This is a genomic window from Asticcacaulis sp. MM231, from assembly GCF_964186625.1.
GTDB lineage: Bacteria > Pseudomonadota > Alphaproteobacteria > Caulobacterales > Caulobacteraceae > Asticcacaulis.
Genome location: NZ_OZ075108.1, coordinates 835,515 through 850,653, shown reverse-complemented (window position 1 = coordinate 850,653; position 15,139 = coordinate 835,515). Strand labels below are relative to the sequence as shown.

The 15,139-nt window shown below is 60.6% G+C and carries 14 protein-coding genes; 8 read left to right on the top strand and 6 right to left on the bottom strand.

Annotated features, from left to right (window positions below; translation table 11 throughout):
• The first annotated feature begins 11 nt into the window (after positions 1–11).
• The 8 genes from fucP to ABQ278_RS04005 all read left to right on the top strand — a co-directional run bounded on the left by fucP (position 12) and on the right by ABQ278_RS04005 (position 7,316).
• Positions 12–1,292, top strand: a complete 1,281-nt coding sequence (gene fucP, locus ABQ278_RS04040; RefSeq protein ID WP_349321326.1) for an L-fucose:H+ symporter permease — start codon at positions 12–14, stop codon at positions 1,290–1,292.
• Positions 1,292–2,116 (top strand): amidohydrolase family protein, encoded by an 825-nt coding sequence (locus tag ABQ278_RS04035; protein ID WP_349321325.1) that lies wholly within the window; start codon positions 1,292–1,294, stop codon positions 2,114–2,116. Before fucP ends, ABQ278_RS04035 begins: the two co-directional genes overlap by 1 nt.
• Before the next feature lie 10 nt (positions 2,117–2,126).
• Complete coding sequence (locus tag ABQ278_RS04030; protein ID WP_349321324.1) at positions 2,127–2,882, top strand: IclR family transcriptional regulator; 756 nt, start codon at positions 2,127–2,129, stop codon at positions 2,880–2,882.
• A gap of 96 nt (positions 2,883–2,978) precedes the next feature.
• Entirely contained in the window at positions 2,979–4,022 is a 1,044-nt protein-coding gene (locus tag ABQ278_RS04025; RefSeq protein ID WP_349321323.1) for an aldo/keto reductase, read from the top strand.
• Complete coding sequence (locus ABQ278_RS04020) at positions 4,019–4,336, top strand: UxaA family hydrolase (protein ID WP_349321322.1); 318 nt, start codon at positions 4,019–4,021, stop codon at positions 4,334–4,336. The genes ABQ278_RS04025 and ABQ278_RS04020 overlap by 4 nt, the downstream gene beginning before the upstream one ends.
• The gene (locus tag ABQ278_RS04015) at positions 4,326–5,561 is read left to right on the top strand and encodes a UxaA family hydrolase (RefSeq protein ID WP_349321321.1); all 1,236 of its coding nucleotides are present in this window, start codon (positions 4,326–4,328) and stop codon (positions 5,559–5,561) included. The genes ABQ278_RS04020 and ABQ278_RS04015 overlap by 11 nt, the downstream gene beginning before the upstream one ends.
• A gap of 41 nt (positions 5,562–5,602) precedes the next feature.
• Positions 5,603–6,331 (top strand): SDR family oxidoreductase, encoded by a 729-nt coding sequence (locus tag ABQ278_RS04010; RefSeq protein WP_349321320.1) that lies wholly within the window; start codon positions 5,603–5,605, stop codon positions 6,329–6,331.
• A 139-nt stretch (positions 6,332–6,470) separates the two neighbouring features.
• Positions 6,471–7,316 (top strand): fumarylacetoacetate hydrolase family protein, encoded by an 846-nt coding sequence (locus tag ABQ278_RS04005; RefSeq protein ID WP_349321319.1) that lies wholly within the window; start codon positions 6,471–6,473, stop codon positions 7,314–7,316.
• Positions 7,317–7,466: 150 nt separating this feature from the next.
• On the opposite strand, the gene ABQ278_RS04000 is transcribed toward ABQ278_RS04005, so the two are convergent.
• The 6 genes from ABQ278_RS04000 to ABQ278_RS03975 all read right to left on the bottom strand — a co-directional run bounded on the left by ABQ278_RS04000 (position 7,467) and on the right by ABQ278_RS03975 (position 14,981).
• Complete coding sequence (locus ABQ278_RS04000; protein ID WP_349321318.1) at positions 7,467–8,309, bottom strand: aldose 1-epimerase; 843 nt, start codon at positions 8,307–8,309, stop codon at positions 7,467–7,469.
• Between the two features lie 110 nt (positions 8,310–8,419).
• Positions 8,420–9,856: a sugar porter family MFS transporter gene (locus ABQ278_RS03995; protein ID WP_349321317.1), complete on the bottom strand. Its 1,437-nt coding sequence runs from the start codon at positions 9,854–9,856 to the stop codon at positions 8,420–8,422.
• Positions 9,857–10,205: 349 nt separating this feature from the next.
• Positions 10,206–12,005, bottom strand: a complete 1,800-nt coding sequence (locus ABQ278_RS03990; RefSeq protein WP_349321316.1) for an IlvD/Edd family dehydratase — start codon at positions 12,003–12,005, stop codon at positions 10,206–10,208.
• Entirely contained in the window at positions 11,986–12,885 is a 900-nt protein-coding gene (locus tag ABQ278_RS03985) for an SMP-30/gluconolactonase/LRE family protein (RefSeq protein WP_349321315.1), read from the bottom strand. The genes ABQ278_RS03990 and ABQ278_RS03985 overlap by 20 nt, the downstream gene beginning before the upstream one ends.
• A 97-nt stretch (positions 12,886–12,982) precedes the next feature.
• A complete protein-coding gene (locus ABQ278_RS03980) occupies positions 12,983–13,732 on the bottom strand; it encodes an SDR family NAD(P)-dependent oxidoreductase (protein ID WP_018081046.1) in 750 nt (249 codons plus the stop codon).
• A gap of 37 nt (positions 13,733–13,769) precedes the next feature.
• Positions 13,770–14,981, bottom strand: a complete 1,212-nt coding sequence (locus ABQ278_RS03975) for a fumarylacetoacetate hydrolase family protein (protein ID WP_349321314.1) — start codon at positions 14,979–14,981, stop codon at positions 13,770–13,772.
• Between the last annotated feature and the right edge of the window lie 158 nt (positions 14,982–15,139).

Genomic DNA, 15,139 nt, shown 5'->3' with positions numbered 1-15,139 from the left:
GAAATACGATAATGCCACACCCCGAACCCGACGCCAAGCCAGCCGCACCCGCCCGCGGATTCGCCGCCCTCTGGCCGATCGCGCTGATCACCGCCCTCTTTTTCTTCTGGGGCATGGCCAACAATCTCAACGACATTCTGATTCCGCAATTCAAGAAGGCCTTCACGCTCACCGATTTACAATCGGGTCTGGTGCAGTCGGCCTTCTATATGGGTTATTTCCTGCTGGCCCTGCCGGCCGGTTTTTTCATGCGCAAATACGGTTACAAGGCCGTGGTGATCACCGGCCTGTGCTTGTTTGCGCTCGGCGCCTTCTTGTTTTATCCGGCAGCCGAAATACGCCAGTATTATTGGTTCCTTGCCGCCCTGTTCGTGATCGCGTCCGGCCTTGCCTTTCTGGAAACCTCGGCCAACCCATTGATGACCATTTTGGGTGATGAAAAAACTGCCGCCTTCCGCCTCAACCTGGCGCAGGCCTTCAATCCGCTCGGCTCGCTGGTAGGACTTTGGGTCGGCCAGACGTTCATTTTGTCTGGTATCGAAAAACTCGATGCGGCCGATTTAGTCCGCGAAGCCAAGGCGGTTCAGGGCCCTTACCTGATCATCGGCGTAGTTATCCTGCTGTGGGCCGTCCTTGTTACCTTTACAAAGTTCCCCAAGGCCGCCACCGGCAATACGCATGATGCAGATGAAGCGAACATGACGATCGGCCAGACGATCGGCGGTCTGCTCAAGCACAAGCATTTCCTCATGGGCGTCATGGCGCAATTCTTCTATGTCGGCGCTCAGGTCGGCGTGTGGAGTTACACCATCCGCTACGCCCAGTCTGAAATCGGAATCACAGACAAGGCGGCGGCGAGCTATGTCATCGCCTCGCTCGTCCTGTTCGCCATCGGCCGCTTCATAGGCACCGCCCTGTTGCGTTTCGTCTCGGCCACCAAACTGCTCGGTGCCTTCGCCGTCATCAACGTGGCCCTGATGGCCTATGCCGCCAGCGTCGGCGGTCTTTACGGTCTCTATGCCATGGTCGGCAGTTCGCTGTTCATGTCGATCATGTTCCCGACCATCTTCGCCACCTCGGTGCGAGGCTTAGGCCCGCTCACCAAGACGGGCGCGTCCTTCCTGGTCATGAGCATCATCGGCGGCGCTGTCCTGACCGCCGCCATGGGTCATATCTCCGATATCAGCCACATCAAGACGGCGATCTTCGTACCGCTGGTCTGCTTTGTGGTCATCGCGCTCTATGGCCTTGGCTCGAAATCGGCCACGGTCGATATGTCGAAGGGGCATTAATGATCATCGATGCCCATCAGCATCTGTGGCAGATTGGCCAGAACGGTCATGAATGGCCCACGCCCGATCTCAGCGTTATTCATCAGGACTTCCTCCCCGAAGACCTGATGACGGCAACGCAAGGCCTGGGCATTACGGGAACGGTGCTTGTCCAGTCCCAGCCCTCGGCGCAGGATACGGCCTGGATGCTGGAAGTCGCCGCCGCCACGCCGCTGATCAAGGCCGTGGTCGGCTGGACCGACGTGACAGCGCCGGGTGCCGGCTATAAGATCGCCGCCCTGGCCCGCAAGCCGAAGCTGAAGGGCCTGCGCCCGATGCTGCAAGGCCTTGAGGACGACTGGATCCTGCGCGATGCGGCGCAGGCCGGTGTCCAGGCCATGGTGACACACGGCCTGACCTTCGATGCGCTGGTGTTCACGCGCCATCTGCCGGCCATTGACTCTTTGGCGAAACGCTATCCGGATCTGAGTATCATCATCGATCACGGCGCCAAGCCGGCGATCGCCAGCGGCGACACCGCGCTGTGGTTCGAGCGCATGGCAGCCGTGGCGCAGAATGGTAACGTCGCCTGCAAGCTGTCCGGTCTCCTGACCGAGGCCGCGCCCGGTCAGGCGCCTGAGGATCTTATACCTTATGCCGATCATCTGCTGAACGTCTTTGGCCCTGATCGCCTGATGTGGGGTTCGGACTGGCCGGTGCTTCGGCTCAACGGCGATTACCGCCTGTGGTTCGACTGGACGCAGGCCTGGCTTGCCGACAAACCCAATTCCACACATAACGCTATTATGGGTAAAGCCGCCTGCAACCTGTACAACCTGAACTAAGGTCGACCTGATGTCCGATAAAGCCGCCAGCAAATATCGCGCGCCCGCTCTGGAAAAGGGGCTCGATGTGCTGGAACTGCTCGCCTCCGCGAAGTCGCCGATGACCCTGTCGCAGATTTCAACCCGGCTGGAACGTTCGGTCAGCGAACTGTTTCGCATGGTGCAGGTGCTTGAGTCGCGTGGCTATGTCGGTCTGTCAGCCAACGGTGATGGCTTCGATCTGACCAACAAGCTGTTTTCGCTCGGCATTTCACGTGGACCAAGCCAGAACCTGCTGGCCACCGCCCTGCCGATGATGCAGGCCCTGAGTGAAGATACGCGGCAGGCCTGTCATATCGCCATCGCTTCAGACGACCGCATGGTTGTTATCGCTCGTATCGAAGCGCCGGGGGATCTTGGCTTCTCGGTGCGGGTCGGCTATCAGCGCCCGCTGGCGCAAACCACATCCGGGCTTGTACTTTATGCCTTCCAGAAGGCCAAGATTCGCGATCAGTGGCGCAAGTTCTTACGTCCCGGCCTTCCCCCGGAAGCATGGGAAACCTTTGAGGCCCATGCCGAACAGGCGGTGGCTCAAGGCCATTACACCGCCGCTTCCGGCTATATCGACGGCATCACCGATATTTCCTGCCCGGTCATCAACGATGTCGGTGTCATCGCCGCCCTGACCATGCCGTGGATACATGTCGAGGACGGGATCAGCCTTGAGGGGGCTCTCGCCAGCTTGAAAGCCACCGCACGGGCCATCAGCAAAACGCTCGGCGGATAGCGCGATTGCGCTTGATTCCCGCGTGACCGAACGCTATCTATTTTATCTATAAGAATAGTTTCAAACTTGAACAACAGAGCAGAAGACGCCCCTTACGTGACATCAGCGCATCCTTTTCCCCACCGTCTTCTTGGTTCGACCTCCGTCGAGGTGAGTCGCCTAGGTTTCGGCGCCGCGGCGCTTGGTAATCTCTACCGCGTCATTTCGGATGAGTCGGCGCAATCCGCCCTCAGTGCGGCCCTTGCCGCCGGCATAGCCTATGTCGATACTGCGCCCCATTACGGACAAGGCCTTTCCGAGCGCCGTGTCGGGGCCGGGCTGTCGGAGGACATCACTGTCTCTACTAAAGTCGGCCGCGTCCTGACACCGGTAACACCGCCACCGCCGTCCGGGACCGAGCGTCATGGTTTCATCGACGGCGATCCTTTCGAGCCGAACTTTGATTACACCTATGACGGCGTCATGCGATCCTTCGAGGCCAGTCAGGCGCGCCTGAAACGCGAGCGCATCGACATACTGCTCGCCCATGATCTTGGCGAAGTCACGCACGGCGACGACGCCAAGGGACACATGAAGGCCTTTCTTGACGGCGGCTACCGGGCGATGCGCGCCCTGAAGGATCAGGCTCTGGTCGGCGCCATCGGTCTTGGCGTCAATGAATCCCAGGTCTGCGAAGAGGTGATGGCGCAGGTCGAGATCGACGCCATCCTGCTGGCCGGTCGCTACACCCTGCTGGAGCAGACGACGCTGGATCGCTTCCTGCCGGCCTGTCAGGCCAAAAACATCAGCATCATACTGGGCGGCCCGTTCAATTCGGGTATCCTCGTCGAAGGCATAAAGGGGGACACTGTGCCGCACTACAATTACGAAGCGGCGCCGCCCGATATCATCAATCGCGTCAGGGCGCTACAGACCGTCTGCGCTGCTCACGGCGTCCCTTTGGCGGCGGCAGCCCTGCAATTCCCACTCGCGCATCCGGCCGTGGCCTGCGTCATCCCGGGCATGGCCGACGCCGCCCAGGTCAAGGCCAATGTCGCCCTGTTCGAGACCGAGATTCCCGCCGCTCTCTGGGACGATCTGAAATCCGAAGGCCTGCTGCATGACGCGGCCCCCATCCCCAAGACAAGGGTTTTGTCATGAGCGATAACGCCACCTTCGTGAGCCCCTTCATCCTCCTGCATCCGGACGACAATGTGCTGGTCTGCCGGCAACACGCCTTCCGCGGACAGACCATCACGCTCGACGGCGAGACCGTGACCCTGACCGATGAGATCACTGTAGGCCACAAGATAGCCCGCCGTGCTTTGAGCGCCGGCGACAAGATCATCAAGTATGGCGCCCCGATCGGCTCCATGAAGCAGGACGTGCCGCGCGGCGCGCACGTTCACATGCACAATATGCAAAGCGACTATATCAAAAGCCATACACGTGAGGTCACCGGCCATGGTCACTAAAACTGGGGACACCACGACCTTCCCGTCCTTCCAGGCCTGGTTGCGTCCCGACGGCCGCAAGGGCATCCGCAACGTCATCTGCGTCGTCTATCTGGTCGAGTGTGCCCACCACGTGGCGCGCAAGATCGTCAACACCTGCAATGACGACGAAGTTCACCTGATCGGTTTCCCAGGCTGTTATCCGAACGATTATGCCTACAAGATGATGGAGGCCCTGTGCACCCATCCGAACGTCGGCGGCGCTGTTCTGGTATCGCTCGGTTGCGAGAGCTTCAACCGCGAAGCCCTCAAGCGTCATATCGAAGCCTCCGGCCGTCCGGTCGAGACCTATGTCATCCAGAACGAAGGCGGCACCCTGGCCACCATCGAAAAGGGCGTCGCGGCGGTCCGTCGCATCCAGACCATCGCCAACCAGACGCCGCGCGGTGATATGGACGTCTCCCAACTGATCGTCGGCACCATCTGCGGCGGCTCGGACGGCACCTCCGGCATCACCGCCAATCCGGCGGTCGGTCGCGCCTTCGATACGCTGGGCGCCGCCGGCGCCACCTGTATCTTCGAGGAAACCGGCGAACTGGTCGGCTGCGAAAAGATCATGGCCTCGCGCGCCGTCACGCCCGAACTGGGCGCCGAACTGGAAGCCTCTGTCGTCAAGGCCGAGCACTATTACACCATCATGGGCTTCGGCTCCTTCGCGCCCGGCAATGCCGAGGGCGGCCTGACGACACAGGAAGAAAAGTCGATGGGCGCCTATTCGAAATCCGGCTCGGCGCCGATCTGCGGCATCATCAAGCCCGGCGATGTACCACCGACCGGCGGCCTTTATCTGCTTGATGTCGTGCCCGATGGAGAACCGCGCTTTGGCTTCCCGAACATTTCCGACAATGCCGAAATCGTCGAAATGATCGCCTGTGGTGCTCACGTGACGCTTTTCACCACCGGACGCGGCAGCGTGGTCGGCTCGGCCATCTCGCCGGTCATCAAGGTGTGCGCCAATCCGGAAACTTATCGCAAGCTTTCCGGCGACATGGATATCGACGCCGGCCGCATCATGGAAGGCCGCGCCACGCTCGATCAGGTCGGTGAGGAGATCACCGATCTGGTGCTGCGCGTCGCCGCCGGTGAGCGTTCCCTGAGCGAGGCCATGGGGCACCAGGAGTTTATCCTGACCTACAAGGCGTTCGATCCCATAGGCCCGGCTTGTTTACCCCTGCGCCGCGCGTAAGCCATGCGCATGCATCATTTTGAAGACCCTAGGAGTAACTCATGGGACGTTTAACCGGCAAGACCGCCCTCATCACCGCCGCCGGTCAGGGCATCGGCCGCGCCACGGCGGAGCTGTTCGTCAAGGAAGGCGCGACGGTTATTGCCACCGACATCAACGCCGACACCCTGGCGGATTTCGCCGGCGCCACCACCCGCGTGCTTGACGTCACCAACGTGGAGGCGGTCAAGGCCATCGCTGCCGAATTTCCACAAGTCAACGTACTCTATAATTGCGCGGGCTACGTCCACGCCGGCACCATTCTCGAATGTGATGAGGACTCCTGGCAGTTCGCGCTGAACCTCAACGTCACCGCCATGTACCGCATGATCCGCGCCTTCCTGCCCTCGATGCTGGAGGCCGGCGGCGCTTCGATCATCAACATGTCGTCCATCGCCTCATCGGTGAAGGGCATTCCCAACCGCTTTTCCTACTGCGCCACCAAGGCCGGCGTGATCGGCCTCACCAAGTCGGTGGCCGCCGATTTCGTCACCAGGGGCATCCGCTGCAACGCCATCTGCCCCGGCACGGTCGAGACCCCCTCCCTGCTCCAGCGCCTGCGTGACACCGGCGATTTCGACAAGGCCTACGGCGAATTCACTGCCCGTCAGGCCATGGGCCGCTTCGGCCGCGCCGAGGAACTGGCCAATCTGGCGCTTTATCTCGCTTCCGACGAATCCAGCTTTACGACCGGCCAGGCGCATATCATTGATGGTGGCTGGATCAACTAGCAAGGGGCACAGCCCCTTGACCCGTAACTTGACAGCGCTTGCTGCTTCCTTATCCTCCCCTGCGAAGCGGCAACGTCGTTGTGAGGGAGGTGTCACGGCGAAGTCCGTGACGGAGGGGGCGATTACACAGGAACCACACATGAAACTTCTCCGCTTCGGCCCTTCGGGCTCTGAAAAACCCGGCCTGCTCGACTCTGACGGCCAGATCCGCGACCTTTCCGGCATTGTCGATGATATCGCCGGCGATGTGCTCTCCGAAGCCTCGCTGGCTAAGCTCGCCGCCATCGACCCAACGACGCTCCCCCTCGCCCCCGCAGGTTCGCGTTACGGCCCGTGCGTCGGCCGCGTCGGCAAGTTCATCTGTATCGGCCTCAACTATGCCGACCATGCCGCCGAGAGCAACCTGCCGGTGCCGTCCGAACCGGTGGTCTTCATGAAGGCGACCTCGGCCATCATCGGGCCGAACGATGACGTGCTGAAGCCGCGCGATTCCACCAAGCTCGACTGGGAAGTCGAACTCGGCGTCGTCATCGGCAAGCACGCGTCCTATGTCTCCGAAGAGGATGCACTGGATTACGTCGCTGGCTTCTGCACCATCAACGATGTCTCCGAGCGTGCCTTCCAGCTTGAGCGCGGCGGCACCTGGGACAAGGGCAAGGGCTGCGATACCTTCGGTCCGATCGGCCCCTGGCTGGTGACCAAGGACGAGGCCGGCGACTTCAACAATCTGCATATGTGGCTTGAGGTCAATGGCAAGCGCTATCAGAACGGCTCGTCCTCGACCATGGTCTTCAAGGTGCCGCAGATCGTGGCCTACCTGTCGCGTTTCATGTCGCTGCAGCCGGGCGACGTCATCTCGACCGGCACCCCGCCGGGTGTCGGCATGGGCGTGAAGCCGGAGCCGGTGTGGCTCAATCCCGGCGATGTCATGGAACTGGGCATCGAGGGTCTCGGCACGCAAAAGCAGACGGTTGGTGCGGCTTAAATCAAAGGCCTCTGAGGAAACTCAGAGGCTTTTTTTGCTTGGGCTCAGACTAAACGCGAGGAATTTTTTCATGCGAGCAGAAGGTTAGCCGCAGGTACACTACGTACCTGAAAGCGACGCCGACGCACGCACAGGGAAAAAGAACCGCGTTTAGAAAGCGATATCCATCCAGACGATGGACGTCTCGCCCGCCTTCAGGCACTTGAGACCGGAATTGGGCTGGTTGAACGGATCTGGCATGTGGTTAACCGGCTCGATGCAGAAATAGTCCTCGCCCAGCGGCACAAACACGTGCAGCCAGTGACAATCCGGTGAGGCCCGCAGGGTATGGGTCAGGTGATCGCCGTCATAGATCTCGGCGCGACCGTTGAAGCCGGTATAGGCGTTATCGATGGTGATATCGTGCGCCACCGTATCGGTGTGGGTCCAGTCCTTTTTCAACGGCCCGCCATGCCAGTTGCGCGGCAGGATTTCGTCATCGGAAATCCACACGCCATCGACGGCTGCCTTGAAGCGTGAGTTTGTCGTGCGGTTGAAATAGGGGTGAAACCCAAGCCCCGCCGGCATGGTGCTGCGTGACAGGTTCTTAACGCTGAGAAAGGCGCGCAAGCCCGCCGGGCGCAGTTCGTAGATCAGCGTCGCTTCGTATTCCCACGGCCAGCTATCCGGCGCATGGTGGTAGCTCAGCACGGCGCGGCTCGCAGTGGCCTCGACCACCTTCCAGCGGTTTTGCCAGCCATGACCATGCAGGGTGTGCGGGCTGCCTTCGTGGTTCGACGGCAGCTTGACCTTGTGGCCCTCCACCATGAACTCGCCGTTGCGGATGCGATTGCAGAACGGCACGAGCGGGAAACAGGCGGTGAGAAGCACGCGCTGCTCGCCGTCCAAGGTCGGGCGGAGGACATCGGTGCCCTTGTGGATCAGGCGCGAAATACTGCCGCCCACATCGGGGTTGATATCGAGGCTTGTGTCTGAGGAGCTTAAGCGCAGCATTTTATTTTCTCTTTTTTTGCGCTATCGCTATCGCTGCTTGAGCGCGTTATCGCTTAAAGGCAGAAAGGCGGAACCCCTGTAAGATTCCGCCCCTTAGTATACCGTAAAGATTACGACTTCTTCCAGAAGCTTTCGATGGCTTCCAAAGTCTTACCCTTGGTTTCCGGGACGAACTTCCAGACGAACAGGGCCGACAGGATCGAGAAGGCGCCATAGAGGTAATAGGCGAAGCCGTGGTTGAACATGGCGTTCAGGTGGCTGTCACCATCGATGACCAGGAAGGACCAGGTCACGACGAAGTTGGAAATCCATTGCGCCGCGACGGCGATGGCCATGGCCTTGCCCTTGATCGAGTTCGGGAACAGTTCGGACAGCATAACCCAGACAACCGGTCCCCACGACAGGGCGAAGCCGGCGACATACAACATGGCCGCACCAAGCAGGCCAATGCCCTGGAAATGGGTCTGGAACATGAAGCCCATGGCGAACATGGCGACCGCCATGATAAAGCCGCCGAGGATCAGCAGAGGCTTGCGGCCCCAGCTATCGACCGTGAACGTCGCCACAAGGGTGAACAGCACGTTGGTGGCCATGACGATGACGGTTTGCAGGAAGGCATCATCCGTGTCGAGACCGATATTCTTGAACATGATGTTGGAGTAGTACAGCACGGCGTTGATACCGACGAATTGCTGGAAGACCGACAGCAGGATGCCGACGACAATCACGCCGATCCCGAACGACAGCAGTTTGCCCGAATGCTGGTTCATGCTGCCCTTGATTTCCGCAATCGTGGCCTCGGCTTCTTTGGCGCCGTCAAGCTGCGTCAGCAGGGTACGCGCCTTGTCTTCCTTGCCATTCATGACATACCAGCGCGGCGTGTCTGGCATCAGGAAGGCTGCCACGAAGAACAGAGCCGCGGGGATGGCGCATGACGCCAGCATGTAGCGCCAGCCCGTGGCGTGCAGCCAGGCTTCGTCACCGCCACCGGCGCGCTGGATGTACAGGTTGACCACAGCGACCAGAAGGATGCCACCCACGATGGCAAGCTGCTGGAAGGTAACGAGCATACCGCGATGCTTCGGCGGCGCGATTTCACCGATATACATGGGCGAGATCAGGGACGCCATGCCGATGGCCACACCACCAGCAAAGCGATAGATCATGAAGGGCGTGAGCGCATCAACGCCCATGCCGCCAAGCGGTGCCAGGAAGGCTTCGGGATAGCCCGACAGGATCGATGAAGCGAAAAACAGGATGGCGGCGATCATCATGCCGCCGCGACGGCCGATCTTGGTGGCCAGAGGACCGGCGATGGCCGAACCGACGACGCAGCCGAGCAAGGCCATACCTGTGGCCCAGCCGAACAGGTTATTGCGCTCCAGCTCATCCAGCGCCGTGCGCGGATCGATAAAATTGTGTTTGATGGATTCGACCGCGCCGTTGATGACGGCGGTGTCGTAGCCGAACAAAAGACCGCCCAGAGCCGCGCCAATGGCGAGCCCCATGACCAGTCCCAGGTTCACGGACTTCGTTGTTGAGGACATCCCTCTAACTCCCTTGTAAACGGACACGTGGTCCGTATTCCCTTGACCTTTAAGCGCGCTTTTCATGCGGATCTTATAAGGCGTCCGTCTTCCCCACGCTTGGCGAAGAGCATTAGGCAAAGGATGGCCCATGCGCAAGCATATCCCGCCAAAACAGCGAGATATTTTAATTAGTTACATGAAAATTCGCGTGATTTTATCGCAAGTTTGTTATCGCTAACAAGCGCACACGGATGATGCGTTGCACCATCTTTTCACCGGTTAGGACGGGGTGCGGCCAGATCCAAAAAAGAACACCGCGGAAAGATCAGACGGAGACTTGCGTCATCCGTCTGATTTGTCTCGGGTCTTAGTGATTGTGGCGCGGCATCTTCTCGGCGAGGCGGGTATATTTCAAGGCCGGTTCCATCACCGCGCCGGTGTGCAGTTGCGATACCGTGGCGCGGTATATCTCCTGCCACGGCGTCATGCTTTCCGGCACCGGTGGTAAACCGTCTTTTTTGCGTGTTTCGATAACATCAGGCTCCACCAGCATGTCGCAGGTGCCCTTATTGAGATCGATGCGGATCATATCGCCGGTGCGCAACCAGGCCAGACCACCGCCGACTGCCGATTCCGGCGAAGCGTTGAGAATGGACGGGCTGTCAGACGTGCCCGACTGGCGGCCATCGCCCAGCGTCGGCAGCGAGGTGATGCCACGCTTCAGCAGCGCGTCGGGCGGCTGCATATTGACCACTTCGGCAGAACCCGGCCAACCCACCGGGCCGGAGCCGCGGATGACCAGAATGGTGCGCTCATCGATACCCAGCGCCGGATCATTGAGGCGGTTGTGATAATCGGTCGAGCCGTCGAAGACGACCGCCTTGCACTCGAAGACGTTCTCATTGCTGGGCTCGCTGAGATAGCGATCGCGGAATTCCTTGGAAATTACCGAGGTCTTCATGATGGCGTAATCGAACAGATTTCCCTTGAGCACCATAAAGCCGGCGCGTTCTATCATCGGCTCGGCGATGGTGCGGATCATCTCGCGGTCTTTACTGTTCTTGCCGGTGTTGTTCTCAGCAATCGTCTTGCCGGTGATGGTGGCGGCTGAGCCATCGATCAGGTCGGCGTCAAGCAGTTCGGCCAGGATGGCGGGTACGCCGCCGGCGCGGTGGAAGCGCTCGCCGAGATACTTGCCCGAAGGCTGCATGTTGAGGATCAGCGGGATATCGTGGGCGTGCATCCAGTCAGCGTCGCTGATATCGACACCGGCGTGGCGCGCCATGGCGACGATGTGCGGCTGGGCGTTGGTAGATCCACCGATGGCCGCCACCGCCGCGATGGCGTTGGTGAAGGAGGCCTTGGTCAGGATCTTCGAGGGCTTGAGGTCTTCATAGGCCATCTCGACAATGCGCACGCCGGTCTCATAGGCCATCTGGCCGCGCTCACGGTAAGGCGCCGGAATGGCCGAACAGCCGGGCAGCGAAAGCCCCATGACTTCGGCAACCGCGTTCATGGTCGAGGCCGTGCCCATGGTGTTGCAGTGACCGGCCGAAGGCGCCGAGGCGCAGGCCATGTCGATGAACTCTTCCTCGGTAATCTCACCGGCGCCGAGCTTGCGGCGGGCGCGCCAGATGACCGTGCCGGAACCGACCAGATCGCCTTCGTGGTAACCGTCGAGCATAGGGCCACCCGACAAGACGATTGCGGGAATATCGACCATGGTCGCGGCCATGATGCCGGCCGGCGTGGTCTTGTCGCAGCCGGTGGTCAGGACCACGGCGTCGATAGGGTAGCCGTGCAGGATCTCGACCAGAGTCATCATCGACAGGTTGCGGTCGATCGCGGCGGTCGGGCGGCGGCAGTTCTCGAAGATCGGATGAACCGGGAACTCGATGCAGATGCCGCCGGCGTCACGGATGCCGTCGCGCGTGCGCTTGGCCAGTTCCATATGGATGCGGTTGCAGGGGCTTAGGTCCGAGCCAGATTGCGCGATGCCGATGATCGGACGGCCCGAGCGCAGTTCCTGCGGCGTGATGCCGTAGTTCATGAAGCGCTCCAGATAGAGCGCCGCCATGTCGATATGGCCGGGGGCCTCGAACCATTCCTGCGAGCGGAAACGGCCGTTGGATGTGGCGGGAATTCTTTTAGACATGAGTGATCTCATTCTGGGCTTGGCCGGGTATATCGACCTCGAAGCGGAACAGACCGCCGGCGAGCGGCTGCTGTTTTATGTCGTTGGCGCTCAGGCCCTTGGCGGCCGTGGTGGCGTAGACGGTTTTCAGATCATGACCGCCAAAGGCGATCTTGGTGACGTTGGAGACGGGCAGCTTAACCGTGCGGATCAGCCTGCCATCCGGGGCATAACAGTTGACGCCCCAGCCGAAGAACAACGCATTCCATACATTGCCGGCGCTATCGACGACCGGACCGTCCATATAGCCTTCGCCATGCGGCGGCGTGTGGCCTTGCGCATCGAGCTGCGCGAACAGGCGCTTGTTGGACAGGTGGCCATCACCATCGAAATCGAAGGCGTAGATGTGCTTTTTCAGCGTGTCGTTGTGATAGAGGGTCTTGCCGTCCGGGCTGACGGCCGGGCCGTTGGTGATGACGTAATCGTCGTCCATCACCTTCAGGCCGCGTGCATCGTAGCGATAGAGCTTGCCGGTCGGGTTGTTCTCGTCATCGTCCATCGAGCCGAACCACAGGCGGCCCTGATGATCAACATAGCCGTCGTTGAGGCGGTTATTCGGCAAGCCGGGCTCGACATGGGTGAGAAAGGTGAAATCGCCTGTTTTGGGGTCGAAATCATACAGGCCGGTCTTGCAGCCGACGATGAAACCGCCACGCTTTTTCGGCGCGATAAAACCGCAGGGGCTGGGCGCGTGCCAGGTCTGTTTCGAGCCGATACTCACATCGTAGCGATGGATATGCTGCTTCTTGATATCGACGAACCACAGGGCGTGGTCCTTCGCCGACCAGATCGGCCCTTCGCCCAAGGTGGCCTTGAGGTCCCAGACGCAGGTGGGTTGGAAAAGAGTAGTCATGCGCGCCTCTGTGAAAGCAAGAAACCCCACCACCACATCTCACCGCTTCGCGGCTCGTGCGGTCCCCTCCCCATCACAGATGGGGAGGTATAAGAAACTACCGCCAGCCGGCGTCGATCCAGTAGCCGTGGCCGGTGCAGAGTTCGGCATCGTCCGAGGCCAGGAACATGGCCAGCGACGCAACGTGATCCGGCACGATACGACCCGGCAGGCACTGTGACCGCACGATCTCGGCCTCGCCTTCCGGCGTATACCACTTCTCCTGGCGCTTGGTTTTCACATTGCCGGGAATGATGGTGGTGACGCGGATGTTATCGGGGCCCAGTTCGCGGGCCAGGGCGCGCGTGAAGCCTTCGATGGCGGCCTTGGCGGTTTCGTACAGCACCAGATCAGGCAGGCCGAGGTGCCACGAGATCGAACCGAAATTGATGATGGCGCCGCCGCCGGCCGCCTTCATGCCCGGCGCGATGGCGCGGGTGCACATGGCCATGTGCTTGAGGTTGACGGCGATGTTCTTGTCGAAAAACTCCGACGTCACTTCCGCCAGCGAATGACGATCATCACGCGCGGCGTTGTTGAGCAGGATTTGCACCGGACCGTCGGCCAGGATGGTGGCGAGGGTCTTTTCCAGCAGGGGCGTATCCGTCAGATCGCACTTGTGGAAGACGGGCGGCACGCCAAGCACGCCGGTATCGAGCGTGGCCGACACGTCATCGACCAGATCGATGAAATGCACCTTCGCGCCCTGGCGGACGAAGCCGGTGACGAGGCCAGCGCCTATGCCGGAGCCGCCGCCGGTGATCAACACCTTGCGGCCCTTAAGACTGGGATAGATGGCAGACGACATAGACGTTAACTCACTCTCTGTAGAAGTACGGGGCTCTTTACGAAGCCAGTTTTTTGCCCTGAGCCGTATTGCGCGGCTTCAGGAGGCCGCGATCGGCCAGGTTTTGCATCAGGTCGGCAATGCCGAAATTCCAGTGACGGGCGTCTTTGGAATAGGTGACGCGATTTTCCAGGCAGCCGAGCTTGGGCGAGGACACCTTCACGACGTCACCGACCTTGTGGGTGAAGCCGCGGCCCGGCGTGTCGCGGTCCTGCGTCGGAGCGAACAGGGTGCCGAGCATCAGCACGAAACCATCCGGATAATGATGCTCGCTCATCGCCTGCTCGATCAGGTCGAGCGGATCGCGGCTGATATCGGCCATGGTCGAACGGCCAACCAGTTCATAGCCTTCGGGGCCATCGATCTTGAGATCGAGCACGGCGGAGCGCACGTCATCAAGGGTGAAGCTTTCGCCGTCGAACATGCGGATGAATGGACCGAGCGCGCAGGAAGCGTTGTTGTCCTTCGCCTTGCCGAGCAGCAGGGCCGAACGGCCTTCGAAGCAGCGCAGGTTGACGTCGTTGCCGAGCGTGGCGCCGACCGCACGGCCTTCCGGCGTGACGACCATGACGACTTCGGGTTCGGGGTTATTCCAGGTCGAATCCGAACGGACGCCGACCTCATCGCCCCAGCCGACCGACGACAGGACCGGTGACTTGGTGAAGACCTCGGCGTCGGGGCCGATGGCGACTTCGAGATATTGCGACCACAGGCCATCGGCGATCAGGGCGGCTTTCAGCTTGGCGGAGGCTTCCGAACCCGGCTTCACCGAGCGGATATCACCACCGACGCGCTCGGCCAGATCATTGCGGATAGACTGCGCCTTGTCGGCATCGCCGCGCGCGCGTTCTTCGATAACACGCTCAACGGCCGAAACAGCGAAGGTGACGCCGGCGGCCTTGACGCATTGCAGATCGATCGGCGACAGAAGCTGGTTGCCGGTGCGGTGCGCGGCCGAGCCATCCTTCGCCCACAGCTTGGAGAACTCGAAATCCTCAAAACCACCGAACGGCAGGCCGCCTTCGGGCACGCCCTGCTCAGGCCAGACCTTCAGCAATTGCGACACGGTGGGGGCGATCGGGCTCATATCGAACACTTCGCCGTTTTTGATCATGATGGGCGTGGGGCCCTCGGCGGTTTCGATACGGCCGATCAGGGTGGCGCTGCGCCAGTCGCCCGGCAGCATGGCCGTAGGCAGGGAATCAGACATTTTCAATCTCGTCCTTAAGTGCATTGGGCAGGTGACCTCACCCGCATCTTCTCTACCCGTTTATAGTCCTGTTTCGCCAGAAGGGCTGCCCCTTGCAGGCTACGGACACCTTATAGCTTGTTAGCGCTACCAATCTTGCAGACGCCAACCTATGTCAA